Consider the following 24,458-nt stretch of genomic DNA (forward strand, 5'->3'; position numbering starts at 1 on the left):
GAACGAGGGCAACCTGGGCACCGGTCCCGGTCCTGCCACCGATCCGCGCGCCGGCCTCCCACCGATCCGCGCGCCGGCCTCCCACCGGGCCGCCGCCGGACGGCCGCCAAGCCGGCGCCGGGTCGCCGCCGGCCGGTTCGGCCCGCTCGCCACGCCGGTTCGGCAGGCGGCACGAGCAGGCCGGGGGAAAACGCACAGCGCCGCGCCAGGAAGCCCGCCGGCACAGGTCCGGGCGGGCGCGCCCGCGCGGCGCTGTGGCGGCCTTTCCGCGGCAGCCCTGCGGCCCTGCCGCGGCCCGTCCGCAGTCCCGCCGCAGCCCTACCGCCGTCCTGGCGAGGGCTTTCTACGGCCCTGCCGCGACCCTCCTACGGCTTGCCGTGCTCGTGCAGCGGCTTCCCGCTCAGCCCTCCTCGGGGGCCAGGCGCAGGGAGATGGAGTTGATGCAGTACCGCTGGTCGGTCGGGGTCGGGTAGCCCTCGCCCGCGAAGACGTGCCCGAGGTGGGAGCCGCAGCGGGCGCACCGCACCTCGGTGCGGACCATCCCGTGCGAGCGGTCCTCGATCAGCTCCACCGCGTCGGTGTCCTTCGGGTCGTAGAAGGACGGCCAGCCGCAGTGCGACTCGAACTTCGTGTCGGAGGTGAACAGATCGGCACCGCAGGCGCGGCAGGAATAGACACCCTTGGTCTTGGTGTCCGTGTACTCACCGGTGAAGGCCGGCTCGGTGCCGGCCTGGCGCAGCACGGCGTACTCGGCCGGGTTCAGCTCCGCGCGCCACTGCTCGTCCGGCTTGTCGACGTCGTACGCCATCAGCACTCAGCCCCTTTTACTGCGACAGGCGGTCCAGGATCAGCGGGCCCAGGTCGGTCACATCGCCCGCGCCCATGGTGAGAACGAGATCACCGGGCCTCGCCATTCCCGCGACCACCGCGGGAATCTCCGCCTTGTCGTGCACGGCGGTCACGTCGGCGCCGGCCGCGCGCGCGGCCTCGATGATCAGCTCGCTGGTCACGCCGGGGATCGGGTCCTCGCGTGCCGGGTAGATGTCCAGGACCACCGAGGCGTCGGCGAGGGCCAGTGCCTGCCCCATCTCCTTGCCCAGCTCCTGGGTGCGGGAGAACAGGTGCGGCTGGAAGACGACGAGGATGCGGGCGTCACCGGCGGCGGCGCGCATGGCCTCCAGGTCGGCGGTCATCTCGGTCGGGTGGTGCGCGTACGAGTCGATCACCTGGACGCCGGCCGCCTCGCCCTTGAGCTGGAGGCGCCGCTTGACGCCGGTGTAGGCGGCGAGCGCGGGCGCCAGCTCGGCGGCCGGGATGCCGAGGGCGGCACCGGCGGCGAGCGCGGCGACGGCGTTGAGGGCGTAGTGCCGGCCGGGCACGGACACCCCGAAGGTCAGCTCCTGCCCGTCGATGACCGCGGTGACCTGGCTCTTCAACCCCTGCGGGACGATCGACAGCACGCGCACGTCGGCGTCCTCGGCCTCGCCGTACGTCACCACGTGCGCCGTGCCCGCGCGCACGCGCCGGGTCAGCTCCCGGGCGCCCTCGTGGTCGGCGGAGACGACCAGGGTGCCGCCCTCGGTGATCCGGTCCACGAACGTCTCGAAGGACTCGTAGATCTCGTCCATCGAGGCATAGTTGGCGTGATGGTCCAGCTCGACGTTGAGGACGATGGCGACCTCGGGCGCGTACTTGTGGAAGCTGCGGTCCGATTCGTCCGCCTCGGCGACGAAGATGTCGCCCGCGCCGTGCAGCGCGTTGGAGCCGGGCGCGTCCAGGTCGCCGCCGATGGCGTACGACGGCTCGCGGCCCAGCTCGGCCAGGGAGACCGCCAGCATGGAGGTGGTGGTGGTCTTGCCGTGGGTGCCGGCCACGGCGATCGGGCGCAGGCCCTCCATCAGCGCGGCCAGCGCGTCGGAGCGGTGCACCACCGGGATCCCCAGCTCGGCGGCGCGGGCCAGCTCGGGGTTGTCCTGGCGGATCGCCGAGGACACGACGACACAGCTCGCGTCGTCGGCGAGGTGCTCGGCGGCGTGCCCGATGTGCACGGTCGCGCCCAGCGCCCGCAGCGCCTGCGCGGTCGCCGACTCCTTGGCGTCGCTGCCGGCCACCTTGGCCCCGCGCTGCGCGAGGATCTTGGCGATGCCCGACATTCCGGCGCCGCCGATGCCGATGAAGTGCGGTCGGTCCATGGCGGTAGGAAGGCCGGGTGCCATGCGTTTCTCCCCAGAGACGGTACGAGCTGAAGCAGGCCTAGCCTATGTGCTGAGACACCGGGCCTCCCGCAAGGAGGGGCCCGGTCCGGTCCGAGGGGCGCGGGGGGCCGCGCGAGAAGCGACGGGGCACGGGTGTCCGCGGACGACGGCGGGCACGTCGTCGGCGACGAGACGGCGGGCGCGTCTCCGCGGACGACGGCGGGGACGGATCCGCAGCAGGCACCTCTCCGCGCGCGCCCCGTCCCCGACGGCGGCTACGCCTTGCTGTGCGAGAAGAGCTTCAGCACCGGTACGCCGACCTTGTGCCGGGCCCGCGAGGCCCAGTCCCGGTGGAAGAACTCCTCCACATAGTGCGGGTCGGTCAGCACGATCACCTCGTCGGCGCCCACTTCGGCCACCAGGGCCTTCAGCGCGTCCAGCGGATGGTCCTCGACCAGCCGCCCCTCCGCCGCGCTCCCCGCGGAGCGCAGCGCCTGGAGCGACACGTCGAGGGCCTGCTGTCCCACGCTCCGCGCCTCCTGGCCCTCCGGGGTCTCGCGCTCGCGAACCGCCTCGTCGAGTTCGCCGAGCGCGATGTCGTCGATGGCCCGCAGCAGCCGGTCCGCCTGGTCGCCGCGCGGCTGGAGCAGCACGTGGAAGGAGACGGGCTCGTCTCCGTGCAAGGTGGTGACGAACTCCACGTCGGCGGACGTCAGGGCCTTCTCGATCATCAGAACGCTTGTGAACACCAGGCGCCTCTTCTCCTTAGAGGGCCCGGAAGGGCCCCTGCGGAAACCATCCTTCCCCGTGATCGCACGGGTACTGCCGCACTAAGTCTGCCCGTCGGAAGCTAAACGGAGCAGTAGATTCCGCTGATGTCAGGGCCGACGGTAGCGACCGAACAGAAATCCGTCCTCTTCCAGCAGGGACACCAGCTCGAACCGGCGGGGCACGGCGATCGACGGCCCGCCGGCGATGCGCTGCGCGTGCCCCGCGGTGAGGGTCGGCGAGAGGGTCAGGCACAGCTCGTCCAGTACTCCGGCGGTGATCAGCTGGCCGAGCAGCCGGGGGCCGCCCTCGGTGAGCAGCCTCGTGTGGCCGAGGTCGGCGAGCGCCGGCACCACGCGCGCGGGCTCCACGCCGACGCCCTCGCCGGCGATCACCACCCGCGCGCCGGCCTGCTCGGCGGCGGCGATCCGGTCGGGGGCGGCCGCGGCCCCGGTCAGGATCAGCGTCGGCACCAGGGGCGAGGTGAACAGCGGCAGCGTGAAGTCCAGCTCCAGGCTCGCGCTGACGATCGCGATCGCCGGGGCCGGGGCCTGTCCGGCGGCCTCGCGGGCCTCGGCGAACTCCGCACGCGCGCGGGCGGGCCGGTATCCCTCCTGCCGCACCGTTTCCGCGCCGACCACGACGACGTCCGCGAGCGCCCGCAGCGTGCCGAAGACGCGCATGTCGGTGGCGCTGGAGATGGGCTGCGAACGGCCCTCGTGCTGGGCGGCGCCGTCGAGGGAGGACACCATGTTGGCCCGCAGCCAGGTCCGGGAGGCACCCGGGACGGGTTCCGGGTAGGCGTAGGCGGCGGCCAGCTCGGCGAGCCCCCACTCCCGGTCCACGGCCGCGGCGCCCGCGCCCGTCGCGCGCGCCTCCTCCCCCTCCGCGCCCCCGCCGAGGGTCCGGGCTGCTGTCTCTTCGGTCACAGGGAACAGGCGTCGCATGCCGTGCAGTGTGACACGGCGCTTAGCATGGATGACTGTGTCGTTCTCCACCGCCGCCCCCGGACCCAGCCCGCTGCCGGACGCAGGCCCCCTGTCTCTGTGCGAGCGCGAGCCGCATGTCCCCGCGGACCGGCTGGTCGCCGAGATGGTGCCGCCTCCGCGCTTCGACTCGGTCCGCTTCGCCACGTACCTCCCGGACCCCGAGCAGCCCAGCCAGACCGAGGCCGTCCGGGTGCTGGAAGGCTTCGCGGCCGGGCTCGGCGGGGCGCACGCCGTCGGCGGCGGCAAGCGCGGCTTCTTCGGGTTCGGCAAGGCCAGAGCCCCCAAGACCCCGCCCGGCCCCCGAGGCGTCTACCTCGACGGCGGCTACGGCGTCGGCAAGACCCACCTGCTCGCCTCCCTGTGGCACGCCACCCCGGCGGCGCCCGAGCTGAAGGCGTTCGGCACCTTCGTGGAGCTGACCAACCTGGTCGGCGCGCTCGGCTTCCAGCAGACCGTGCGGACACTGGGCGACCACCGCCTGCTGTGCATCGACGAGTTCGAGCTGGACGACCCCGGCGACACGGTCCTCGTGTCGACGCTGCTCGGCAAGCTGGTCGAGGCGGGCGTGGCGCTCGCCGCCACCTCCAACACGCTGCCCGGCAAGCTGGGCGAGGGGCGCTTCGCCGCCGCCGACTTCCTGCGGGAGATACAGGGCCTGTCGGCCCACTTCCGCGCCCTGCGCATCGACGGCGAGGACTACCGTCACCGCGGCCTGCCCGAGGCCCCGGCGCCCTTCTCGGACGAGGAGGTCATGAAGACCGCCTACGCCACCGAGGGCGCCTCGCTGGACGACTTCCCGCATCTGCTGGAGCACCTGGCCAAGGTGCACCCCAGCCGGTACGGAGCGCTGACCGACGGCGTGCGGGCGGTCTGCCTGACCGGCGTACGGCCGGTGCCGGACCAGTCGACCGCACTGCGACTGGTGGTCCTCGCGGACCGGCTCTACGACCGCGAGGTCCCGGTGCTGGCGTCGGGGCTGCCCTTCGACAAGCTGTTCAGCGAGGAGATGCTGAACGGCGGCTACCGCAAGAAGTACTTCCGCGCCATATCCCGGCTCACCGCCCTGGCCCGGGACGCGAAGGGACTGATCGGCGCCTAGCGGCCACCGTCGGGCGTCCAATATTCCATCGAGCCACGCGGGTCAAGAGCGGCTTCACGCCACGCCACCCGCACTTTTCACGCTCTCTTGTGCGCGTAACGCGCAGTTAACCCTGCAAAAGACTTTGCAGGGTTAACGTGTTTCTTGACCATCCATTGACCAGTACTTGGTCTGGACAAGAAACGTGAACACAGCAGAGGGGGGCTCATGTTCCGTGGTACGACGGCCCGGAGCCTGCTCACCCTCCTGTGCGTGACGCTGGTCGCGCTCCTGCTCTTCTCCACCGCGCGACCCTTCGCATCCGCGCACACTTTCGGTCAGGCGCCGGCCAAGGCCGAGACCGGAACCGTCTCCTCCGTGCTCGTGGCGCGCGAGGGAACGGACACGGTCCGTGTCCCCGGCCGGCCGGGCGAGCCCGTGGGCCTCCCGCAGGTGCGGGACCGGCATCGCGGCCCGGCGTCCGCCTGGCCCCAGGAACACCCCCTCATATCCGGCCGGGCGACCGGCGCGGGCCCGTCGGAGGACGCCCCCGCCCCGCACGGCCACACCCCCGGAGCCTCCAGAGCCCACTCCCCGGCAGCACTCCAGGTCTTCCGCTGCTGAGAGCCGCGTCGCTCCCGCTCCCCCACAACCATCGTTCAAGTCCGACGCGCCGGGCAGGCGCGCCAGGAGGAACCCACAGACATGCAGCCCCTCATCGACAACGCCCGTACCTTCGGACAGCGCCCTGAGGAGTTCGCCAAACTCGCCGAAGGCCAGTCCCCGCAGGTGCTGTTCATCACCTGCTCCGACTCCCGGGTCGTCCCGGCCCTGATCACGGGCGCCCGCCCCGGCGAGCTGTTCGAGCTGCGCACCGCGGGCAACATCGTCCCGCCCCACGCCTCCGAGCACCCCACCAGCGAGGCCGCCACCATCGAGTACGCCGTGGAGGTGCTCGGTGTCCGCGACATCGTGGTCTGCGGCCACTCGCACTGCGGCGCCGTCGGCGCCCTGGTGCGCGGTGACGACCTGACCGCCGTACCGGCCGTGCGCGACTGGCTGGCACACGCCACCCCGCGTCCGGCCGGCGCGGCCGAGGACCCGGAGGTCGCCGAGGGCGTGCAGAGCCATGTCCTGACCCAGCTGCTGCGGCTGCGCTCGTACCCCTGCGTCGAGCGCAGGCTGGCGGAGGGCCGGCTGGACCTGCACGCCTGGTACTACGAGGTGCACACCGGCGCCGTACGGACGCACCGCCCGCAGACCGACACCTTCGAGTCCCTGTGAGCGCGCCGATGACCAGCAACCGCAACCTCATATCCCGTTTCCCGCACCTGAGGCAGGACTTCGCGGCCTCGCTCGTCGTCTTCCTGGTCGCGCTGCCGCTGTGCGTGGGCGTGGCCGTCGCCTCCGGAGTACCGGCCGAACTCGGCCTGGTCACCGGCATCGTGGGCGGCCTCGTCACCGGGCTGATGCGCGGCAGCAGCCTTCAGGTGTCGGGGCCGGCGGCCGGCCTGACCGTGCTCGTCTTCGAGGCGGTCAAGGAGTTCGGGCTGCCCGTGCTCGGCGTGATCGTCCTGCTCACCGGGCTGCTCCAGGTGGCCATGGGCCTGCTGCGGCTCGGCCGGTACTTCCGGGCCATCTCGGTCTCCGTCGTGGAGGGCATGCTGGCCGGAATCGGCCTGGTGCTCATCGCCGGTCAGCTGTACCCGGCGCTGGCGGCGAAGGCCCCCGACTCCGGCCTGGACAAGATCACCGGGCTGCCCGGCGCGTTCCTGGACGCCTTCGGCGACAGCGACGCCCTGGCCTCGCTCGCGGTGTGCGCGGGCACGATCGCGGTGCTGCTGCTGTGGAAGCACACCCCGGCGAAGGTGCGGGCGGTACCCGGTCCGCTCGCCGCGGTCGGGCTCGCCACGCTGGCCACGCTCGTGCTGAGCCTGCCGGTGGCCACGGTGGAGGTGCAGGGCCTGCTCGGCTCCGTCCAGCCGCCGCCGCTCGGCGCCTTCGGCGAGCTGGCCGAGTGGGGACTGCTGGGCACGGTCGTCGCGTTCACGCTGATCGCGTCCGCCGAGTCGCTGTTCAGCGCGGCGGCCGTGGACCGGCTGCACTCCGGGCCGCGCACCCAGTACAACCGGGAACTGATCGCCCAGGGCGCCGGGAACACGGTGTGCGGGCTGCTCGGCGCGCTGCCCATGACCGCGGTGATCGTGCGCAGCGCGGCCAACGTCCAGGCCGGCGCCCGAACGAAGGCCTCCCGGGTGCTGCACGGTCTCTGGCTGCTGCTGTTCGCGGCGCTGCTGCCCGACGTGCTCGCCTACATCCCGATCCCGGCCCTCGCGGGCATCCTGGTGTACGCGGGCGCCAAGCTGGTCCCGGTCCGGGCGCTGGCCGCGCTCTGGCGCGAGCATCGCGGAGAGGCGCTGGTGCTCGCCGTCACGGCCGTCTCCATCGTGGCGGTCAGCATGTTCGAGGGCGTGCTCATCGGTCTCGCGCTGGCGGTGGTGAAGACCGCCTGGGATGCCTCGCACGTCAAGCTGGACGTCATGGACAAGGGCGCGGGCCCGGTGGAGGCGCATCTGTCGGGCAACGCGACCTTCCTTCGCCTGCCGAAGATCCTGGACAGCCTGGAGTCGCTGCCCCAGGACCGCCCCGTCCGGCTCGACCTGTCCGGGCTGCACCACCTGGACCACGCCTGCCGTACGGCCCTGGACAACTGGGCCGCCCGGCACAGCGCGGCCGGCACGGAGCCGGTGAAGCTGGTCACGGCGGCGTGAGAGCCGTGTGAGAGCCCGCCCGGGGGGGCCGGGTCGCCGAGAACTCTCGGCAACCCGGCCCCTCGGGCCTATCGTGGCAACAGCAGACATAACCGACCTCTGTGCGAGGAGGTCACCATGGTCGAGGACCTTCTGGTGACCCTGGCGGCGGTGGGCTCCGCCGGTGTGGTCTACCTGGCGGCGGCGGCACGGGTGGTCAAGCAGTACGAGCGCGGTGTGCTGTTCCGGCTCGGCCGCGTGGCGGGGGAGGTGCGACCGCCGGGCCTGACCCTGATCATCCCCTTCGTGGACCGGCTGCAGAAGGTCAACCTGCAGATCGTGACGCTGCCGATCCCGGCCCAGGAGGGCATCACCCGCGACAACGTCACGGTCCGGGTGGACGCGGTGGTCTACTTCCGCGTGGTCGACGCGACGAGCGCACTGATCAAGGTCGAGGACTACAAGTTCGCGGTGTCGCAGATGGCGCAGACGTCCCTGCGGTCGATCATCGGCAAGAGCGATCTGGACGATCTGCTCTCCAACCGCGAGAAGCTCAACCAGGGCCTGGAGCTGATGCTCGACAGCCCGGCGGTGGGCTGGGGCATCCAGGTCGACCGGGTCGAGATCAAGGACGTGTCCCTGCCGGACACGATGAAGCGGTCGATGGCCCGCCAGGCCGAGGCGGACCGTGAGCGCCGGGCCCGGATCATCAACGCCGACGCCGAACTCCAGGCGTCCAGGAAGCTCGCCGAGGCCGCCCAGCAGATGTCCGGCACCCCGGCCGCGCTCCAGCTGCGGCTGCTCCAGACGGTGATGGCGGTGGCGGCCGAGAAGAACTCCACCCTGGTCCTGCCCATCCCGGTGGAACTGCTGCACTTCCTGGAGCGGGGCGGGCAGCAACAGCTCCCGGAGGCGGGCGCGCCGCCCCACCCCGAACCCCACACCGACGGCGGACCGCAGCCCGGCTAGGGTCTTTCGTTTGGATCAGGCGAGCCCGGCATGATCCAAACGAGAGGCCCTAGGGCTGTCGTCCGGAGCGGACCGGCGAAAAGGAGTGCCCGTGGCGAAGAACCCGGCCGGGAAGGAGAGCGAGGCACTGCGGGAGCTGTTGCGGCTCCCGCAGGGCGAGCGGATCGATCTGGCCGGGTACGACACCCGGGCCACGCCCGGCGCCCCGGACGGCAAGCAGGCCACGCTGACGGACGCGCAGCACACCGGCCGACTGCTCGCCGGACTCCAGGAGCGGCTCTGGGCGGCGGGCACCGCGGGCGACACCCGCCGGGTGCTGCTCGTGCTGCAGGGCATGGACACCAGCGGCAAGGGCGGCACGGTCAAGCACGTCATCGGCCATCTGAACCCCTCCGGCTGCCGTATCGAGGCGTTCAAGGCGCCCACCGAGGAGGAACGCGCGCACGACTTCCTCTGGCGGGTCAGGCGCGCCCTGCCCGGGCCCGGCCAGATCGGCATCTTCGACCGCTCGCACTACGAGGACGTCCTCATCGGCCGGGTCCGGCAACTCGCCCCGCCCGCCGTGATCGGCAGCCGCTACGGCCTGATCAACGACTTCGAGCGGGAGCTGGCCGAGGACGGCGTGCTGCTGGTCAAGTGTTTCCTGCACCTCTCCTTCGAGGAGCAGAAGCGCAGGCTGCTGCGCCGGCTGGACCGTCCGGACAAACGCTGGAAGTTCGCCCCCGGGGACATCGACGAGCGCTCCCTGTGGCCCGCCTACCAGGAGGCCTACGAGCTGGCCCTGGAACGCTGCGCCGCCCCGCACGCGCCCTGGTACCTGGTGCCGGCGGACCGCAAGTGGTACCGCAACTGGGCGATCGGCCGACTGCTGCTGGAGCAGCTGCGGGAACTCGATCCGCGGTACCCCGAGGCCGACTTCGACATCGCGGAATGCCGGGAGCGGCTGCTGAAGCAGACCTGTCCGGCGGACGCGGCGGGGAACGGCCGACGCCCGCCGCGCGGGTGACCGTCCCGCGACATCACGTGTCATAAATGCAGATAAGCAGACATTCAGTCCTAGGTTCGTACGGTGATCCCAGTAGCACGCCGTACCGTCGCCGTCTGCGCCCTGGGCGCCGCGCTCGCCGCCTGCGGAACCGCGGGGCCCACCCGCCCGGCCCCGGCCACGTCCCCCACCGCCGCCTCCCCGTCCGCCACGCGTCCGCCCCTGCTCGCGCCCGGCCCCGGCGGCCTGACCCCGGTCTTCGAGCACGGCCCGCGGGACCGGGGCAAGACGGTCGCGCTCACCTTCGACGCCGACATGACCGCCGATCAGGGGCCGCGCGCGGTCTCCGGCGAGCACTTCGACAACCCGGGGCTGATCGCCGCCCTGCGCGCGCTGAAGGTGCCGGCGACCGTGTTCATGACCGGCCGCTGGGCCGACCAGTACCCGGCCGAGGCCCGCGACCTCGGCCACGACCCGCGGTTCGAGGTCGCCAACCACTCCTGGAGCCACTACGCCTTCACCGCCGACTGTTACGGCCTGCCGACCGTGGACACCGACCGGATGCGGTCGGACGTCGAGCGGGCGTTCACCTCCCTGCGCACCGCGGGCGTGCCGCACGCGATGCCGTACTTCCGCTTCCCCGGAGGCTGTTACGACCAGCAGGCGCTGCGGGCGCTCAGCGGGCTCGGGGTGACCGCCGTGCAGTGGGACGTGGTGAGCGGTGACGCGTTCGCCACGGACGCCGACGCGGTGGTCCGGCAGGTGCTCGACGGGGTGAAGCCGGGCTCGGTGGTCGTCATGCACTGCACCCGCAGCGCCGCCCCGACCACCGAGCGGGTCGTCCGGGCGGTCGTACCGGAACTGCGCAGCCGCGGCTACCGGTTCGTGAAGGTCTCGGAACTGATCGGCCAGACCGGCGGACACCGCTAGCGGGCGGCCGGCCGCCGCCCGGCCGCCCGGTCCTGCCCCGGCCGTTCTACGCTGAACACATGAGCGACGAGGACTACTGCACGATCGTCGACGCCGTGAAGCCGGCGAAGGCCGACGGTCCCCCGTACGCGGAGTGTGTGCTGTGCCGGGAGCCCACGGAGTACCCGGAGTCGTACAAGGGCGTCACGCTGTGCCCGGTGTGCGAGTGGCAGGAGGCGCAGCGCACCGCCTGCTCAGGGTGACCGGCGGGCGGCCAGTCCGGCCGCGGCGGCGAACGCGGCGGCCGTGAGCAGGGCGGCGCCGGCCAGCGGCAGCAGCGGCAGGGGTGCCCGGCCGGTCTGCGAGCCGGTGACCAGACCGCTCACGGCGGCCTGCGCCGGGGAGCCGGCCAGCACCATCGCGAGCAGCGCGCCGAGCAGCATGGCGGGCACCGCGCGGCCGGTGGAGCGCAGCACGGGACGATGGGTGAGCGCGCCCACGGCGGTGCCGAGCAGCGCGCAGGAGAGAGCGGCCGGCAGCCCGGCCGCGGCGGCCCGCAGCGGGGACACGTGGACCCGGTGGCCGTTGCTCACCGGATCGCTGATCAGCGTCACCACCACGGTGGCCGCGACCCCGAGCAGCACGGCCGCGCACAGGGCGGTGAGCAGGCAGGCGAGATGCGCCCGGGCGGGGCCGCGCGCGGCGGCGACGCAGGCGCGGGCCGCGGCCGGTTCGCCGGTGGCGCAGATGCGTACCAGCCAGGCGGCCACCGGCAGCAGGAAGGCGGCCGTGTAGCCGAGCGAGTCCAGGACCGGTTCGCCGCCGCGCACCCCGATCCCGAGGAACGCGGCGTACAGGATCACCGGTGGCAGCCAGCGCTGGGAACGCAGCAGCAGGTCGGCCTGGTAGCGCAGGAGTGCGGTCATGGATGGCTTCCGGGGTCGGGGGGCGGCGCCCCGGCGGGTTCGACGCGCACCACGTGCCAGGGCGGCCGGGCCGTGAGCAGCGCGCGCAGCAGGACGTCGGAGTGGGAGGCGGGAACGGCGAGGCGGTAACTGCCGGGGGCGGTCTCCTCGGCGGAGGCGTGCGCCCGTACCGCCTCGGGCGGCAGCCCGCCGCCCGGCGGCCCCTGCGCGGTCACCAGAGTGACCGGCCCCGCGGCGGGGCTCGCGTCGTCCGTACGGGTTCTCACGCCGCCGTCGAGCACGGTGTAGGTGACGTCCGGCGCCCCGGCGAGCCGCCGCGGGTCGTGGTCCACGAACACCACGGCGCCTCCGGCGGCCGTCCGCTCGGCCACCGCCCGCTCCAGCTCGGCCCGCGCCGCCGCGTCGAGGCCGGTCCACGCCTCGTCCAGCACCAGCAGCTCGGGGTCGCCGAGCAGGGCCTGGACGACGGCGACCTTCTGGCTGCTGCCCTTGGAGAGCCGCGCCATCGGCGTACCGGCGTACGCGCCGGCGCCGAACCGCTCCAGCCAGGTGGCGGCGAGACGGGCGGCGGAGGCGCGGGAGAGGCCGTGGACGGTGCCGAGGTGGGTCAGATAGCCGGCGGCGGTGAAGGGCAGGGCGGCCGGGAACCGCTCCGGTACGTACGCCGTGCGCGGACGGCCGGTGATCCGGCCCTCGGTGGGCGCGTCGAGGCGGGCGAGCAGCCGGAGCAGGGTGGACTTACCGGTGCCGTTCGCCCCTTCTATTCGGGTGAGGGTGCCGGGGGCGACGGTGAGGTCGACGCCTCGTAACACCCAGGGGCCGCGGATGCCGTAGCGGCGGCCTACGGCGGTCAGGCGCAGGTCACGGTGCATGGGGGCCATTCTGGTGCAGAGGGGGTGGGGCTCCGGCGGGTCGGCGGACGGGCTCCGGCTCAGCGGGCCATGCCCCGGCTCAGCCCGGCCGCGCGGGCACGCATCGCCGCGGCCCAGGGTCCGCCGTCCGGCGGTCCGGACATTCCGGCGGCCGAGACCTGTACGTCCGTCACGGGGCCGTCCGGGAAGGCTTCGAGCCGGGCCCAGTCGATGTCGATCCCGGCGCGCTGGGCGAGGACGACGACGGTGCCGACGAAGCCTTCGGAGAGGGCCAGGACGATGCTGTGGGCGGTGCGCCGGTGCCGGGCGAGCAGGGCGTGCACGAAGACCGCGAACACGGCCGGTTCGATCGTGCACTCGTCGTTCCGCATCGGCCCGAGGCCCGACGGAAGCTCCAGCTCGGCCTCGAAGACCTCCACCTGGCGCAGGAACAGCCGCGCGGCCCCGTTGGACGGATTCCACAGCGTCTCGTCACCGATCTCGAAATACTGGCTCATCGCCGCTCCCCCCTTCGGCCGGGATCCGGCCGGTCCTCGGCCGATCCGCAGTCGGTCCTCGGTCGGTCCTCGATCGGTCCTCGGTGGATCAAGACGAGTCAGCGTAGCCAGCGGGTTCATCGGCGGTCGTGACAATTTCCCGCGCGACCCGCGCGTTGATCGGGCCGCCCGCGGCTTCGTAGGGTGGGCTCCCGTGAGCCAGCTTCCCGCACCCTCCGGTGACAGTCCCTTCCAGACCGAGCGCACTCCCCGCGACGAGGCCCCGCAGTTCGTGCTGCCGCTCGTCGTACGGATCGAGCGGAACGCCCCGCCCGCCCGCACCGACGCGCTGGAGACGGCGGCCCGAGCCGTCCTCCTCCTGCTCGGCGACGAGCGCGCGCACGGCGAAGGGGAGTGGGCCGAGGCGGTACGGGACTGGGAGGACGCACGGATCCGGAAGGTCGTCCGGCGGGCCCGGGGCGCCGAGTGGCGGCGGGCCGAGGCGCTGCCCGGCATCACGGTGACCGGCAAGTCCGCGGAGGTCCGCGTCTTCCCGCCGATCCCGCTGGACGGCTGGCCCAAGGAACTGGCGAAGCTCCAGGTGTCGGGCACCGAGCTGGACGACCCGGAACCGCCGGTCGCCGCCGACCCGGCACAGCCGGTGCTCTGGCTGAACCCGGATCTGGAGATGTCGGCCGGCAAGGCGATGGCCCAGGCCGGTCACGGCGCCCAGCTGGCCTGGTGGGCGCTGTCCGACGGGGAGCGCGCCGCGTGGCGGGACGCCGGCTACGCGCTGACGGTCCGCAGGGCCGACCCCGCCGACTGGCCGCGGCTGACCGGCGGCGGCCTGCCGGTGGTCCGGGACGCCGGGTTCACGGAGATCGCGCCGGGATCCTGCACGGTCGTCGCCGACCACCCCGCGCTGCGCCGGGGGCGCTGACGCGGCCCCGCCGCCGGAGAGGATGCGGCGACTGCTCGGCCGCGCACCGTGGGGAGAGCGGCGTCTGCTCGGCCGCGCGCGGGACCGGTGGGCCGTCCGGCCCGGAATCCCCTGAGCCCGGCCGGGTCCGAACCCCGATTCCCGGCCGGGTCCGAACCCCGGATTCCGGCCGGACCCGAACCTCAAATATTGCTCTGAACGCCTCGGGGTGGGGATTCGAGGACGTCCGCCGGGGCCATATCCCCGTCACTCGACGCACGAGCGCGGGCCGAGGAGGGGGAAGCACCATGCGGCGACTGGGGACGGGGATCGGCTGGCGGCCGGAGATCGCGGACGCCGTGGAGCGGATGCCGGGGATCGACTGGGTGGAGGTCGTGGCGGAGAACGTCTGCCCCGGGCACCTCCCGGAGTCGCTGCTGCGGCTGCGTGAGCGCGGGGTGACGGTGGTCCCGCACGGCGTCTCCCTCGGCCTCGGCGGCGCGGACCGCCCCGACGAGGGCCGGCTGACGGCGCTCGCCGAGCGGGCGGAGGCCCTCGGCTCCCCGCTGGTCACCGAGCACATCGCCTTCGTCCGGGCGGGCGGCGCCCTCACCGCCTCCCCGAGGCTGGAGGCCGGCCATCTGCTGCCCGTGCCGCGCACCCGGGACGCCCTGGACGTGCTCTGCGAGAACGTCCGGATCGCCCAGGAGGCGCTGCCGGTGCCGCTGGCCCTGGAGAACATCGCCGCCCTGTTCTCCTGGCCGGGCGAGGAGCTGACCGAGGGGCAGTTCCTGTCCGAGCTGGTGGAGCGGACCGGCGTCCGCCTGCTGATCGACGTGGCCAACCTGCACACCAACCACGTCAACCGGGGCGAGGACCCGGCCGAGGCGCTGGCCGCGCTGCCCGTGGAGGCGATCGCCTACGTCCATGTCGCGGGCGGCTTCGAGCGCGACGGCGTCTGGCACGACAGCCACGCGCACCCCGTGCCCCGCCCGGTGCTCGACATCCTGACCGGCCTCGCCGCCCGGGTCGCGCCGCCGGGGGTGCTCCTGGAACGGGACGAGAACTTCCCCGACCCGGCCGAGCTGGCAGGGGAGCTGGACGCGATCCGCGAGGCGGTGACGGCCGGGCGCGGACGCGCGCCGAAGGACACGGCGGCCGGGGGGACGGCGCCGGGGGGCGCCGCCGCCGGTACGGGGGCCGCGGGTACGGCGCCGGGGGGCGCCGCCGATGCGGGGGCCGGGGGTGGCGGCGTCGGGGGTGGCGGCGTCGGGGTACTGGCGAGGCCGGTGACCGGGGTGCGCGAGCGGCTCGGCGTCGCCCAGGCCGCCGTGCTGTCGTCGCTGGTGGCGGGGACGCCGGTGCCGGAGGGGTTCGACCGGGTGCGGATGGGGGTGCAGGCGCGGGCGCTCGCGGCGAAGCGGGCGGGCGTGGTGGCGCAGGTGGCGCCCGAGCTGCCGGAGATCCTCGGGGCGGGATACCGGGAGGCGTTCCTGGAGTACGCCCGGCAGCGTCCGATGAGCGGCGGCTACCGCCGGGATGCGCTGGACTTCGCCGGGCACCTGCTGAAGCTCGGGCGGCCGGGGGACGCCGCGGCCCGGCGGCTGCTGCGGGAGTGGTGGCTGGACCGCGCGGGCCCGGCTCCGCGAAAGCGGGGGGCGGCGGCGCGAGCGGTACGGGGTCTGCTGGGACGCCGGGCGTGAACGGGTCGCCCCGAGCCGAGGGCGGGCGGGAACGGGTCGCCCTGTACTCCCTGAACTGAGGGCGGGCGCGAACAGGCACCCCCGATCCGAGACCGGCCGCGAACAGGCGACCCCTGAGCCGACACCGGCCGCGAACAGGCACCCCCGAGCCGACACCGGCCGCGAACAGGCACCCCCGAGCCGAGTCCGGGCGGGACCCGCGCCCGGGCTTCGGCACCCCCTGCGAACGGCCACGCCCCTCGCCCCGCGCCGGCCCACCCGGGTCCGCCCCGAACGGCGCCGCGACCGGTCGCCCGGCCCACCGCACACGAGAGCCCGTCCTCGGGCCCCAGTAATATGCCAACCCCGCACCCACCCCAAGCACCCCCTGGCGTGCGGTGCAGGAGGCTCCATGCGACCGCGTCCCCCCGTCAACGGCCGAGGCATGTTCAGCGGCACAGGTCTGGTCATCGCCGCGCTGGCGGCGACGGCCGTCGCCCTTCTCGTCCCGCTCTGGTCCTATGCCGACCGGCAGGACCCGGCGAGCGCGAACGTGCTGAGCGCGCAGACGGTGACGACCCCCTACGGACCGCTGTCCGTCCAGGACCGGGACTTCATCACCAAGGTCCGGCTGGCCGGTCTGTGGGAGCTGCCCGCCGGAGAGCTGGCGCAGCGCAAGGGGACCACGCCGGCCGTCCGCACCGCGGGCCTGCACCTCGTCGACGGCCACACGTCCCTGGACGCGCACGTCCGGACCGTCGCCACCCAGCTCGGCGTGTCCCTGCCCAACGAGCCGAACGCGCAGCAGAGGGAGTGGCTCGCCACTCTGAACGGGGCCGAGGGCCAGGACTTCGACCGTCGGTTCGCCGGCCTCCTGCGGCTCGCGCACGGCCGGGTGTTCTCCCTGGTCGCCCAGGTCCGGGCCGGCACCCAGAACTCCCTGGTCCGCGATCTCGCCGACGACGCCAACGCGACCGTCCTGGACCACATCAAGGTCCTGGAGGCGACCGGGTACGTCGACTTCTCCGCGCTGGCCCAGGACCTGGCGTCCTCCGCCTCCTCCGTGCCGACGCCGCCGGAGGTCGACCCGGGCGCCGCGGTGCCCGTCGCGCCGTCGCCGGGCGAGACGTCCGCCCTGCCGCCCGCCACCGCCGGCGCGCCACCGGCGACGAGCAGCCCCTGACGGTTCTGACCAGCCGGAAAAGCGGAACGTAACGTACCGCCAACACTCCGTCCGGATCGTGAACAGGGCATGGCGCCGGCCCAGTCCCCTGGCATACAAACTTGTCATGTTCTGGGTCCTTCTGCTGCTCCTGGCCTGGGCTTTCGCCGGCACCGCCTGCACCCGACTGTGCCTGGCGGCCGTCCGCGCGGCCGCCGTGGACGCGCCGGCCGCGCCGGCGGACCGGGCGCACGAGCTGACGCTGTACGAGGCGGCCTTCCTCTCCGGGGGTCCCGCGCGCGTCGCCGATGTGACCCTGGTCTCCATGGCGCGTCAGCGGCGACTGCTGCTGGCGCACACCGGCTGGGCCACGGTCGTGGACCCCCGGGGGCGCGACGAGATGGAGCGGTCGGTCATAGGAGCCATAGGCCCCGAGGGCCAGTCGCGGATCGCGCCGGTGCGGGCGCGGGCGGCCGGTGCGGAGGCCGTGCGCCGGCTGGCCGACGGCCTGGTGCGCGCGGGGCTCGCGGTGCCCGAGGGCGCGGGGACGAGCGTGGGGACCGCCGTCCGCCGGGTGCGGGCGGCCACGGCGGCCGTGGTCGCGCTGGGCGTGACAGCCCTGCTGCTGCCCGTCCAGGCCGGGACGCCACGGCTGCTGGTGGCCCTGTGGTTCGCCCTGCCCCTCATCCTCGCGCTGAGCTGTCTGGCCATCGCCCGGTTCGAGGTGCATCCGTACGCGCGCTGGGCCTCGCCGGAAGGGCAGCGGCTGCTGAGCACGCTGCCCGGGAGGCCGGCCGGTGACGAGCGGTCGTTCCTCACCTCCGTCGCCGTGCGCGGCATCCGCGCGATCGGCGAGCCGGAGCTGCGCGCGGCCTTCGCCCACCGCGACCAGCCCTGGCGGGAGTGAGGGCGGCTTCGGGGGGCGCATAGGGGGCATTGGCACCGACACTGGCCAGGTGGTGCTTGCCTTCCCCCAAAGTCGTACGAATTATCCCTTTTGTTGTCGCCGGGCCGTGGCAGCCGTGCCATCGCCGCCGCGCACGAAGGGATACCCGATGAAAGCTGCCGCCCTGTACTCGGCCGCAGGGTCCTTGCTCCTGACCACCCTGGCCGCGGCTCCGGCGGGCGGCACGACCGGCACCCCGGCCGCACCGGGTGCCCCCGGCACGGCCGAGCTGCGCGGCACGGCGGTGGCCGTGGCCCGCGCCCGGGCGACCGGCATCGACTTCGGCCCCTGCTCCGCGGCCGACGTCCCGCACGCACCGGCCGGCGTGCGGTGCGGCACGGTGTCCGTCCCGCTGGACTACGCGCACCCCGGCAGCAGGCAGATCAAGCTCACCGTCAGCCGCGGCCAGGCCACCCGGAGGGATCCGCACAACAGCAAGCGGAAGGTCCCCCGGCAGGGCGCCCTCGTCTACAACCCGGGCGGTCCCGGCGCCTCCGGCATGTACTTCCCGCTGGTCGGCAAGGTCCCGGCGTGGCAGCGGATCGCCGCCGCCTACGACCTGGTCGGCTACGCCCCGCGCGGGGTGGGCCGGTCGGCGCCGCTGTCCTGCGTGGATCCGAAGCACTACTTCAAGGCGCCCACCGCGTCCCCCACGCACCCGTCGGAGGCGTACAAGCAGCAGCGCGTCGGCCAGGCCAAGGCGTACGCACGCGGCTGCGCCCAGCGCTCGGGGAGCAGGCTGCGGTTCTACAACTCGCTCAACAACGCCCGGGACCTGGACGTCCTGCGGGCGGCGCTGGGCGAGAACCGGCTGACCTTCGTGGGGGCGTCGTACGGCACCTACTTCGGCTCCCTGTACGCGGCCATGTTCCCCTCGCACGTGCGGCGCATGGTGCTGGACTCGGCGGTCGACCCGGACCCGCAGAAGATCTGGTACCGCAGCAACCTGGACCAGTCGGCCGCCTTCGAGGAGCGCTGGGCGGACTTCCGGGACTGGATCGCCCGGCACGACGACGTGTACCGGCTCGGTGCCACGCCCGCGAAGGTGCAGCGCGGCTACGACACCGCGCGCGACCGGCTGGCCCGGAAGCCCGCGGGCGGGAAGGTCGGTCCCGGCCAGTTGCAGAACGTGTTCCTGACGGCGGGGTACTACGACGACTTCTGGCCGAGCCGGGCCGCCGCCCTCTCCTCCTATCTGCACGGCGACCCCAAGCCGCTGGTGCGGCTGGCCGCGCCGAGCCCGGGGACGGCCGCCGAGGCGGAGAACGGCAGCGCGGTGTACACCGCCGTCGAGTGCAACGACGCGTCCTGGCCGACGGACTGGAAGGTCTGGGACCGGGACAACACACGGCTCGCCCGGGTGGCGCCCTTCGAGACCTGGGACAACGCGTGGCTGAACCTGCCGTGCGCCTACTGGCCCGCGCCCCGGCAGCGGCCGCTGGACGTGCGGACCGGACCGGGTGAACTGCCGCCGGTGCTGATCCTGGCGGCCGAGCGGGACGCCGCCGCGCCGTACGAAGGGGCCCTGGAGATGAACCGGCGGCTGGCCGGCTCGGTGCTGGTGACCGAGCGGGACGCGGGCACGCACGGCATCGGGGGCGGCGCCAACAAGTGCGTGAACGGGCACCTGTTCGCGTATCTGCTGGAGGGCCGCCTCCCGGCGCGGCACGCTTCGTGCGCGCCGCACCCGGAACCGGTCGCCTCCGGCGCCGGGACCGACAAGGAGTCCCGGCGGGACGCCCTCAAGGGCAAGGCCGACCGGCGCTAGGCCGCCGCACCCCGCTACGGCCCCGCGCCCCGCACGGGTCGCCTCAGGCCAGGCCGGCCACCAGCTCGGCGACGTCCTTGCGGCGGCCCGTGAAGAACGGCACCTCCTCGCGGACGTGCATACGGGCCTCGGAGGCACGCAGGTGGCGCATGAGGTCGACGATGCGGTACAGCTCGTCGGCCTCGAAGGCCAGGACCCACTCGTAGTCCCCGAGCGAGAACGAGGCGACCGTGTTGGCGCGCACGTCCGGGTAGCCGCGGGCCATCTTGCCGTGGTCGGCGAGCATCCGGCGGCGGTCCTCGTCGGGCAGCAGGTACCAGTCGTAGGAGCGCACGAACGGGTAGACGCTCACGTAGTTGCGGGGCGTCTCGTCGGCGAGGAACGCCGGGATGTGCGAGCGGTTGAACTCGGCGGGGCGGTGCAGCGCCATGTTCGACCACACGGGCGTGAGCGCGCGGCCCAGCTTCGTGCGGCGGAAGAGGTTGTACGCCTCCTGGAGCTGGTCGCTGGTCTCGGCGTGCCACCAGATCATCAGGTCGGCGTCGGCGCGCAGGCCCGAGACGTCGTAGGTGCCGCGGACCGTCACGTCCTTGGCGGCGAGCTGGTCGAACAGCTCCTGGACCTCGTCGGCGTAACCGGAGCGGTCCTCCGGCAGCGCGTCCTTCAGCCTGAAGACCGACCAGAGGGTGTAGCGGATGACCTCGTTGAGGTCCTTGGCCAGCTTGCCCTTGTTCGGGATCCTGCCGGACTCGGTGATGGGGGCGTCGTCACTCATGGTCCCTATTCTCCCGCTCCCCCGTGCAGGCTCTGCACCGGGTTGGCCGTCAGCTCCCGGACCCCGGCCGGGTCGCCGTCCAGCTGGTCCACCGCCGCGTACGCGCTCGCGATGCACGCCGGGACGCCCACGCCGTCGTACTGCGCGCCGCACACCGCGAGTCCCGGGAGCTCGGCCACCCGCTCGCGGACGCGGGCCACACGGGCGTGGTGCCCGACCGGATACTGGGGCAGACCGTCGGTCCAGCGGGTGACCCGGGTCGCCAGCGGTACGGCGTCCAGACCGGTCGCCTCGCGCAGGTCCCGCCGGGAGACCGCCACCAGGTCGGCGTCGTCCCGGCCGAGCACCTCCGTCTCGCCGTACCGGCCCACGGACGTGCGCAGCACCACCACGTCGGGGTCCTCCTCGGCGATCCAGCCCCACTTCTGGGAGGCGAAGGTGGACGCCTTGATGGTGCGGCCGTCGACGGGCGGCACGAGGAAGCCGCTGCCCTCGGGCAGGCCGAGGCCGGTGCGCCGGTAGGCGAGGGTGATCAGGGCCATCGAGGCGTACTCGACGGCGGCCAGCTCGGCGGCGGCCCCCGGCGACTCGGCGCGCAGCAGCTCGGCGGCGGCCGGGGCGGGCACGGCGACGACCACGGCGTCGGCGCGCAGCACGCGCTCCCCGGCGGTGACGCGCCAGCCGCCGGCCGCCTCGCGGCGCAGGTCGTGCGCGGGCGTGCCGGTCAGGATCTCGCCGCCCCGCGCGCGGACCGACGCGGCGACCGCGAGCGGCAGCTGCCCGACCCCGCCGACGATGCCCATGAAGACCGGCCCCGTCTGCCGGTTCGCGGCGGCCTTCGCCTGGATCTCCCGGACGCCCTCCGTGAGGGAGGCGTGGGCGCGGGCGGCCTGGAAGAGCTGCGGGACGGCCGAGCGCATCGAGATGCGGTACGCGTCGCCCGCGTAGACCCCGCCGAGCAGAGGCTCGACCAGACGGTCGACGACCTCGTGGCCGAGCCGGGCCGCCACGTACTCCCCCACGGCCACGTCGTCGCCGATCTCGGTGCGGGGCAGGTCGGCGTCGCGCTCGATGCGGGCCAGGCCCTCGGCGGAGAGGACGCCGGAGAGCGCGGCGGCGGTGCCGGGCACACCCATCACATGGCCCTTGGGCAGGGGCCGCAGGGCGCCCCGGGTCCAGAGGGCGGCGGTCGCGGTGCTCGGCGGCCGGAGCCGCTCGCCCAGGCCCGCTTCGCGCGCGAGCGCCACGGCTTCGGGGCGGCGGGCGAGCAGGGACTCGGCGCCCAGGTCGACCCGTACGCCGGCGATCTCGCCGGGCAGCAGCTTGCCGCCGACCCGGTCGCCGGCCTCCAGCACGGTCACGCGCGCGCCGCGTCCCAGCAGCCGGTGCGCGGCGGCCAGCCCCGCGATACCGGCCCCGATGACGACGACGTGCCCCAGGCCCCTGTCCGTTGCGCTCATGTCCCCCACTCTCTCAGACCCCGCCGGCGCTCCCGCCGGGCCCCGGTGTCCGGGCCGAGTCCGGACCGTGACCGCATCGGAACCGCGGCCGGCCAACGTTCCCGCCCGCCCCGCCGTCGAAGAGACGTCACACACCAAAGCCTCGGGGGGTACCGCCCATGCGCACACCACACTCCGCTCGTCGCCTCCGGCCCCTGGCCGGGGTGCTGCTCGCCGCCTGCCTCGCGCTCGCCGGGTGCGGCGGCGCGGACGACGCGGGCGGCGGCACCGCGAAGGCCGTCCCGGACGGCCGGGCCGAGCAGGCCGGCGCGCCCGGCGGCTCGGCGGGCGACGGAAAGGGCGCCCGTACGACCCCGAAGCTCCCCCAGAACGCGATCATCCGCACCGCCTCCCTCACCGTCGAGGTCAAGGACGTCCCCGAGGCGCTGGAGGAGGCCCGGACGACCGCCGAGGACGCGGGCGGCTACGTCGGCAAGGAGACGACGAGCCGCGACTCCGACGGCCACGAGCACACCAGGGTGGTGCTGCGCGTGCCCACCGAGAAGTACGACGAGGTCCTCACCGGCCTCCAGGGCACGGGCCGGCTGGTCGAGCGCACGGCCAAGGCGGTCGACGTCACCGACCAGGTGGTCGACGTGGACAGCCGGATCAGGTCGCAGCGGGCCAGCGTCGACCGGATCCGCGCCCTGATGGACAAGGCGACCAAGCTGAGCGACGTGGTGGCGCTGGAGGGTGAGCTGAGCAGCCGTCAGGCCGACCTGGAGGCGCTGCTGGCCCGTCAGGCGTCCCTGAAGGACCGCACGGGCCTGGCCACCGTCACGCTGTCGCTCTCCGAGACCCCGGTGCACGAGGCGGACGACGCGCCGGGCTTCACGGACGCGCTGGCGGGCGGCTGGCACGTGTTCGTCTCCGTGCTGCGCTGGATCGCCCTCGTGCTCGCTGCCGTCCTGCCGTTCGCGGTGCTCGCCGCGCTGCTGGTGCTGCTGTGGCTGCGGATCGTACGCCCCCGGCTGCCGCGCCGCGCGGAGTCCGCGCCCGCGACGACCGCGCTCGGTCCGCTGCCCTCGGCGCGTCCGGTTCCCGACCCCGCGGGGGAGGCGGGCCGCGACTGACCTGCCCGCGCCCCGTAGCGTGTTCCCATGACCATGGACGATGGGCGGGGCAGTGGTGCGGAACGGCTGGTCGTGATCGGCGGCGACGCCGCGGGCATGTCCGCGGCGTCGCAGGCACGACGGCTGAAGGGCCCCGAGGAGCTGGACATCGTGGCCTTCGAGCGTGGCCACTTCACGTCTTTCTCGGCGTGCGGGATCCCGTACTGGGTGGGCGGCGAGGTGCCCGAGCGGGACCGGCTCATCGCCCGGACGCCCGAGGAGCACCGGGCGCGCGGGATCGATCTGCGGCTGCGGACCGAGGTCACGGAGATCGACGTGGCCGGGCAGCGGGTACGCGCGCGTGACGTCGATTCCGGGGCCGAGTCCTGGACGCCGTACGACCGGCTCGTCATCGCCACCGGCGCCCGCCCGGTCCGTCCGGACCTGCCCGGCGCGGACGCCCCCGGTGTGCACGGCGTGCAGACCCTCGACGACGGCCAGGCGCTGCTGGACACCCTGGCGCGCACGCGTGGCCGCAGGGCGGTGGTCGTGGGCGCCGGCTACATCGGCGTCGAGATGGCCGAGGCGCTGATCAACCGGGGCTTCGAGGTGACGGTCGTCAACCGCGGCAAGGAGCCCATGTCGACGCTGGACCCGGACATGGGCCGGCTGGTGCACCGGGCCATGGAGGGCCTCGGCATCACCATGGTGAACGACGCCGAGGTCACCAAGCTCCTCACCGGTCAGGACGGCCGGGTGCGGGCGGTGGTCACGGAGGACGCCGAGTACCCCGCCGATCTGGTGATCCTCGGCATCGGCGTCCGCCCGGAGACCGGGCTCGCCCGGGCGGCCGGCCTGCCCGTCGGCGCCCACGGCGGTCTGCTCACCGACCTCGCGATGCGGGTGCGCGGACACGAGAACATCTGGGCGGGCGGCGACTGCGTGGAGGTGCTGAACCTGGTCTCCGGGCAGGAGCAGTACGTCCCGCTCGGCACCCACGCCAACAAGCACGGCCAGGTCATCGGGACCAACGCCGGCGGCGGCTACGCCACCTTCCCCGGTGTCGTCGGCACGGCCGTCAGCAAGGTCTGCGATCTGGAGATCGCCCGCACCGGCCTGCGGGAGAAGGACGCGCGCCGGGTGGGCCTGCGGTTCGAGGCGGTCACCATCGAGTCGACCAGCCGCGCCGGCTACTACCCCGGCGCCGCCCCCATGACGGTCAAGATGCTCGCCGAGTCCCGGACGGGCCGGCTGCTGGGCGTGCAGATCGTCGGCAGGGAGGGGGCGGCGAAGCGGGTCGACATCGCCGCGGTGGCGCTGACCGCGCAGATGACGGTGGAGCAGATGACGGCCCTGGACCTGGGCTACGCCCCGCCGTTCTCACCGGTGTGGGACCCGGTCCTGGTGGCGGCGAGAAAGGCGACGGCGAAGGTGCGGGCCGCCTAGGCGGTCCCGCTGATCCGCGGCAGGGCGGACACGGCGGCGGGCTGTTCCGCGGCGGGCCTGGCGTGGGAGGCGGACGGCCGGGTGGAGCGCAACCGGTGGCTCACCGCCTCGTCCAGCGTCACCGGCCGCTGCATCTGGGAAGCCAGCCGCCCGGCCTCCTGGCCGAGCCGCGCGACGTCCTCCCAGGGGAGCCGTACCACCAAGGACAGCTCGGCCTCGCCATCGGGCAGAGCATGCATCGCCGGAACCTGCGCAGCGTTCGTCATCGCCTGATCCTCACGTCGGTTGAGAA

The 24,458-nt window shown here is 74.0% G+C and carries 25 protein-coding genes; 15 read left to right on the forward strand and 10 right to left on the reverse strand.

Annotated elements, in window-relative coordinates:
• Positions 1 to 400: 400 nt before the first annotated feature.
• The 4 genes from msrB to ACZ7KF_RS01160 all read right to left on the reverse strand — a co-directional run bounded on the left by msrB (position 401) and on the right by ACZ7KF_RS01160 (position 3,910).
• Positions 401 to 808 (reverse strand): peptide-methionine (R)-S-oxide reductase MsrB, encoded by a 408-nt coding sequence (gene msrB / locus ACZ7KF_RS01145; RefSeq protein WP_471067991.1) that lies wholly within the window; start codon positions 806 to 808, stop codon positions 401 to 403.
• A 16-nt stretch (positions 809 to 824) separates the two neighbouring features.
• Positions 825 to 2,216 carry a UDP-N-acetylmuramate--L-alanine ligase gene (murC, locus tag ACZ7KF_RS01150; protein WP_471067994.1) on the reverse strand — a complete coding sequence of 464 codons (1,392 nt, stop codon included), beginning with the start codon at positions 2,214 to 2,216 and terminating at the stop codon, positions 825 to 827.
• Positions 2,217 to 2,470: 254 nt separating this feature from the next.
• Positions 2,471 to 2,944 carry an indole-3-glycerol phosphate synthase gene (locus ACZ7KF_RS01155; protein WP_471067997.1) on the reverse strand — a complete coding sequence of 158 codons (474 nt, stop codon included), beginning with the start codon at positions 2,942 to 2,944 and terminating at the stop codon, positions 2,471 to 2,473.
• 129 nt (positions 2,945 to 3,073) lie between these two features.
• Entirely contained in the window at positions 3,074 to 3,910 is an 837-nt protein-coding gene (locus ACZ7KF_RS01160) for a pyrimidine reductase family protein (protein ID WP_471068000.1), read from the reverse strand.
• A 37-nt stretch (positions 3,911 to 3,947) separates the two neighbouring features.
• On the opposite strand from ACZ7KF_RS01160, the gene zapE reads away from it, so the two are divergent.
• The 8 genes from zapE (at position 3,948) to ACZ7KF_RS01200 (ending at position 10,906) form a co-directional block, all read left to right on the forward strand.
• Positions 3,948 to 5,051 (forward strand): cell division protein ZapE, encoded by a 1,104-nt coding sequence (zapE, locus tag ACZ7KF_RS01165; protein ID WP_471068003.1) that lies wholly within the window; start codon positions 3,948 to 3,950, stop codon positions 5,049 to 5,051.
• A gap of 207 nt (positions 5,052 to 5,258) precedes the next feature.
• Positions 5,259 to 5,654, forward strand: a complete 396-nt coding sequence (locus ACZ7KF_RS01170) for a hypothetical protein (RefSeq protein ID WP_471068006.1) — start codon at positions 5,259 to 5,261, stop codon at positions 5,652 to 5,654.
• Between the two features lie 81 nt (positions 5,655 to 5,735).
• Positions 5,736 to 6,314: a carbonic anhydrase gene (locus tag ACZ7KF_RS01175; RefSeq protein ID WP_471068009.1), complete on the forward strand. Its 579-nt coding sequence runs from the start codon at positions 5,736 to 5,738 to the stop codon at positions 6,312 to 6,314.
• Between the two features lie 8 nt (positions 6,315 to 6,322).
• Positions 6,323 to 7,801 carry a SulP family inorganic anion transporter gene (locus ACZ7KF_RS01180; protein WP_471068012.1) on the forward strand — a complete coding sequence of 493 codons (1,479 nt, stop codon included), beginning with the start codon at positions 6,323 to 6,325 and terminating at the stop codon, positions 7,799 to 7,801.
• 117 nt (positions 7,802 to 7,918) lie between these two features.
• A complete protein-coding gene (locus ACZ7KF_RS01185) occupies positions 7,919 to 8,749 on the forward strand; it encodes a slipin family protein (RefSeq protein WP_471068015.1) in 831 nt (276 codons plus the stop codon).
• A gap of 91 nt (positions 8,750 to 8,840) precedes the next feature.
• Positions 8,841 to 9,755, forward strand: a complete 915-nt coding sequence (locus ACZ7KF_RS01190; RefSeq protein ID WP_471068018.1) for a PPK2 family polyphosphate kinase — start codon at positions 8,841 to 8,843, stop codon at positions 9,753 to 9,755.
• Positions 9,756 to 9,818: 63 nt separating this feature from the next.
• Positions 9,819 to 10,664 carry a polysaccharide deacetylase family protein gene (locus tag ACZ7KF_RS01195; RefSeq protein WP_471068020.1) on the forward strand — a complete coding sequence of 282 codons (846 nt, stop codon included), beginning with the start codon at positions 9,819 to 9,821 and terminating at the stop codon, positions 10,662 to 10,664.
• Between the two features lie 59 nt (positions 10,665 to 10,723).
• A complete protein-coding gene (locus tag ACZ7KF_RS01200) occupies positions 10,724 to 10,906 on the forward strand; it encodes a hypothetical protein (RefSeq protein ID WP_471068022.1) in 183 nt (60 codons plus the stop codon).
• Here the strand turns inward: ACZ7KF_RS01200 and ACZ7KF_RS01205 are convergent.
• From ACZ7KF_RS01205 to ACZ7KF_RS01215, 3 genes are read right to left on the reverse strand one after another with little or no spacing between them, the layout of a single operon-like run.
• Entirely contained in the window at positions 10,898 to 11,569 is a 672-nt protein-coding gene (locus tag ACZ7KF_RS01205; RefSeq protein WP_471068025.1) for an ABC transporter, read from the reverse strand. The two genes, ACZ7KF_RS01200 and ACZ7KF_RS01205, sit on opposite strands and share 9 nt — an antisense overlap.
• Entirely contained in the window at positions 11,566 to 12,441 is an 876-nt protein-coding gene (locus tag ACZ7KF_RS01210; protein WP_471068027.1) for an ABC transporter ATP-binding protein, read from the reverse strand. The genes ACZ7KF_RS01205 and ACZ7KF_RS01210 overlap by 4 nt, the downstream gene beginning before the upstream one ends.
• A gap of 59 nt (positions 12,442 to 12,500) precedes the next feature.
• A complete protein-coding gene (locus ACZ7KF_RS01215; RefSeq protein WP_471068030.1) occupies positions 12,501 to 12,938 on the reverse strand; it encodes a DUF6086 family protein in 438 nt (145 codons plus the stop codon).
• 193 nt (positions 12,939 to 13,131) lie between these two features.
• On the opposite strand from ACZ7KF_RS01215, the gene ACZ7KF_RS01220 reads away from it, so the two are divergent.
• From ACZ7KF_RS01220 to ACZ7KF_RS01240, 5 genes are all read left to right on the forward strand, one after another.
• Positions 13,132 to 13,857 carry an aminoacyl-tRNA hydrolase gene (locus ACZ7KF_RS01220; RefSeq protein ID WP_471068033.1) on the forward strand — a complete coding sequence of 242 codons (726 nt, stop codon included), beginning with the start codon at positions 13,132 to 13,134 and terminating at the stop codon, positions 13,855 to 13,857.
• Positions 13,858 to 14,144: 287 nt separating this feature from the next.
• Complete coding sequence (locus ACZ7KF_RS01225) at positions 14,145 to 15,539, forward strand: MbnB/TglH/ChrH family RiPP precursor modification enzyme (RefSeq protein WP_471068035.1); 1,395 nt, start codon at positions 14,145 to 14,147, stop codon at positions 15,537 to 15,539.
• Between the two features lie 391 nt (positions 15,540 to 15,930).
• Complete coding sequence (locus ACZ7KF_RS01230) at positions 15,931 to 16,701, forward strand: DUF4142 domain-containing protein (RefSeq protein WP_471068038.1); 771 nt, start codon at positions 15,931 to 15,933, stop codon at positions 16,699 to 16,701.
• Positions 16,702 to 16,807: 106 nt separating this feature from the next.
• The gene (locus ACZ7KF_RS01235; protein ID WP_471068040.1) at positions 16,808 to 17,587 is read left to right on the forward strand and encodes a TIGR04222 domain-containing membrane protein; all 780 of its coding nucleotides are present in this window, start codon (positions 16,808 to 16,810) and stop codon (positions 17,585 to 17,587) included.
• A 148-nt stretch (positions 17,588 to 17,735) separates the two neighbouring features.
• Positions 17,736 to 19,394 carry an alpha/beta hydrolase gene (locus tag ACZ7KF_RS01240; protein ID WP_471068043.1) on the forward strand — a complete coding sequence of 553 codons (1,659 nt, stop codon included), beginning with the start codon at positions 17,736 to 17,738 and terminating at the stop codon, positions 19,392 to 19,394.
• A 43-nt stretch (positions 19,395 to 19,437) separates the two neighbouring features.
• Here the strand turns inward: ACZ7KF_RS01240 and hemQ are convergent, their stop codons facing one another.
• Positions 19,438 to 20,169, reverse strand: coding sequence for a hydrogen peroxide-dependent heme synthase (gene hemQ / locus ACZ7KF_RS01245; protein WP_471068045.1), 732 nt, complete (start codon positions 20,167 to 20,169; stop codon positions 19,438 to 19,440).
• A 5-nt stretch (positions 20,170 to 20,174) separates the two neighbouring features.
• Positions 20,175 to 21,629 carry a protoporphyrinogen oxidase gene (gene hemG, locus ACZ7KF_RS01250; RefSeq protein WP_471068048.1) on the reverse strand — a complete coding sequence of 485 codons (1,455 nt, stop codon included), beginning with the start codon at positions 21,627 to 21,629 and terminating at the stop codon, positions 20,175 to 20,177.
• 158 nt (positions 21,630 to 21,787) lie between these two features.
• On the opposite strand from hemG, the gene ACZ7KF_RS01255 reads away from it, so the two are divergent.
• Positions 21,788 to 22,741 carry a DUF4349 domain-containing protein gene (locus ACZ7KF_RS01255; RefSeq protein ID WP_471068051.1) on the forward strand — a complete coding sequence of 318 codons (954 nt, stop codon included), beginning with the start codon at positions 21,788 to 21,790 and terminating at the stop codon, positions 22,739 to 22,741.
• Between the two features lie 27 nt (positions 22,742 to 22,768).
• Positions 22,769 to 24,166, forward strand: coding sequence for an FAD-dependent oxidoreductase (locus ACZ7KF_RS01260; RefSeq protein WP_471068053.1), 1,398 nt, complete (start codon positions 22,769 to 22,771; stop codon positions 24,164 to 24,166).
• Here the strand turns inward: ACZ7KF_RS01260 and ACZ7KF_RS01265 are convergent.
• Positions 24,163 to 24,432 carry a hypothetical protein gene (locus tag ACZ7KF_RS01265; RefSeq protein WP_471068056.1) on the reverse strand — a complete coding sequence of 90 codons (270 nt, stop codon included), beginning with the start codon at positions 24,430 to 24,432 and terminating at the stop codon, positions 24,163 to 24,165. The two genes, ACZ7KF_RS01260 and ACZ7KF_RS01265, sit on opposite strands and share 4 nt — an antisense overlap.
• Positions 24,433 to 24,458 lie beyond the last annotated feature (26 nt).

The organism is Streptomyces sp. NPDC038200 (assembly GCF_055600785.1).

Excerpts from the sequence above, each read along its gene's own strand:
- murC (WP_471067994.1), bottom strand. The coding sequence starts at position 2,216 with ATGGCACCCGGCCTTCCTACCGCCATGGACCGACCGCACTTCATCGGC.
- ACZ7KF_RS01205 (WP_471068025.1), bottom strand. The coding sequence starts at position 11,569 with ATGACCGCACTCCTGCGCTACCAGGCCGACCTGCTGCTGCGTTCCCAG.
- ACZ7KF_RS01260 (WP_471068053.1), top strand. The coding sequence starts at position 22,769 with ATGACCATGGACGATGGGCGGGGCAGTGGTGCGGAACGGCTGGTCGTG.
- ACZ7KF_RS01215 (WP_471068030.1), bottom strand. The coding sequence starts at position 12,938 with ATGAGCCAGTATTTCGAGATCGGTGACGAGACGCTGTGGAATCCGTCC.
- ACZ7KF_RS01180 (WP_471068012.1), top strand. The coding sequence starts at position 6,323 with ATGACCAGCAACCGCAACCTCATATCCCGTTTCCCGCACCTGAGGCAG.
- ACZ7KF_RS01170 (WP_471068006.1), top strand. The coding sequence starts at position 5,259 with ATGTTCCGTGGTACGACGGCCCGGAGCCTGCTCACCCTCCTGTGCGTG.
- ACZ7KF_RS01235 (WP_471068040.1), top strand. The coding sequence starts at position 16,808 with ATGTTCTGGGTCCTTCTGCTGCTCCTGGCCTGGGCTTTCGCCGGCACC.
- ACZ7KF_RS01230 (WP_471068038.1), top strand. The coding sequence starts at position 15,931 with ATGCGACCGCGTCCCCCCGTCAACGGCCGAGGCATGTTCAGCGGCACA.
- ACZ7KF_RS01240 (WP_471068043.1), top strand. The coding sequence starts at position 17,736 with ATGAAAGCTGCCGCCCTGTACTCGGCCGCAGGGTCCTTGCTCCTGACC.
- ACZ7KF_RS01265 (WP_471068056.1), bottom strand. The coding sequence starts at position 24,432 with ATGACGAACGCTGCGCAGGTTCCGGCGATGCATGCTCTGCCCGATGGC.
- hemG (WP_471068048.1), bottom strand. The coding sequence starts at position 21,629 with ATGAGCGCAACGGACAGGGGCCTGGGGCACGTCGTCGTCATCGGGGCC.
- ACZ7KF_RS01255 (WP_471068051.1), top strand. The coding sequence starts at position 21,788 with ATGCGCACACCACACTCCGCTCGTCGCCTCCGGCCCCTGGCCGGGGTG.
- ACZ7KF_RS01175 (WP_471068009.1), top strand. The coding sequence starts at position 5,736 with ATGCAGCCCCTCATCGACAACGCCCGTACCTTCGGACAGCGCCCTGAG.
- ACZ7KF_RS01225 (WP_471068035.1), top strand. The coding sequence starts at position 14,145 with ATGCGGCGACTGGGGACGGGGATCGGCTGGCGGCCGGAGATCGCGGAC.
- ACZ7KF_RS01210 (WP_471068027.1), bottom strand. The coding sequence starts at position 12,441 with ATGCACCGTGACCTGCGCCTGACCGCCGTAGGCCGCCGCTACGGCATC.
- ACZ7KF_RS01185 (WP_471068015.1), top strand. The coding sequence starts at position 7,919 with ATGGTCGAGGACCTTCTGGTGACCCTGGCGGCGGTGGGCTCCGCCGGT.
- hemQ (WP_471068045.1), bottom strand. The coding sequence starts at position 20,169 with ATGAGTGACGACGCCCCCATCACCGAGTCCGGCAGGATCCCGAACAAG.
- ACZ7KF_RS01200 (WP_471068022.1), top strand. The coding sequence starts at position 10,724 with ATGAGCGACGAGGACTACTGCACGATCGTCGACGCCGTGAAGCCGGCG.
- ACZ7KF_RS01160 (WP_471068000.1), bottom strand. The coding sequence starts at position 3,910 with ATGCGACGCCTGTTCCCTGTGACCGAAGAGACAGCAGCCCGGACCCTC.
- msrB (WP_471067991.1), bottom strand. The coding sequence starts at position 808 with ATGGCGTACGACGTCGACAAGCCGGACGAGCAGTGGCGCGCGGAGCTG.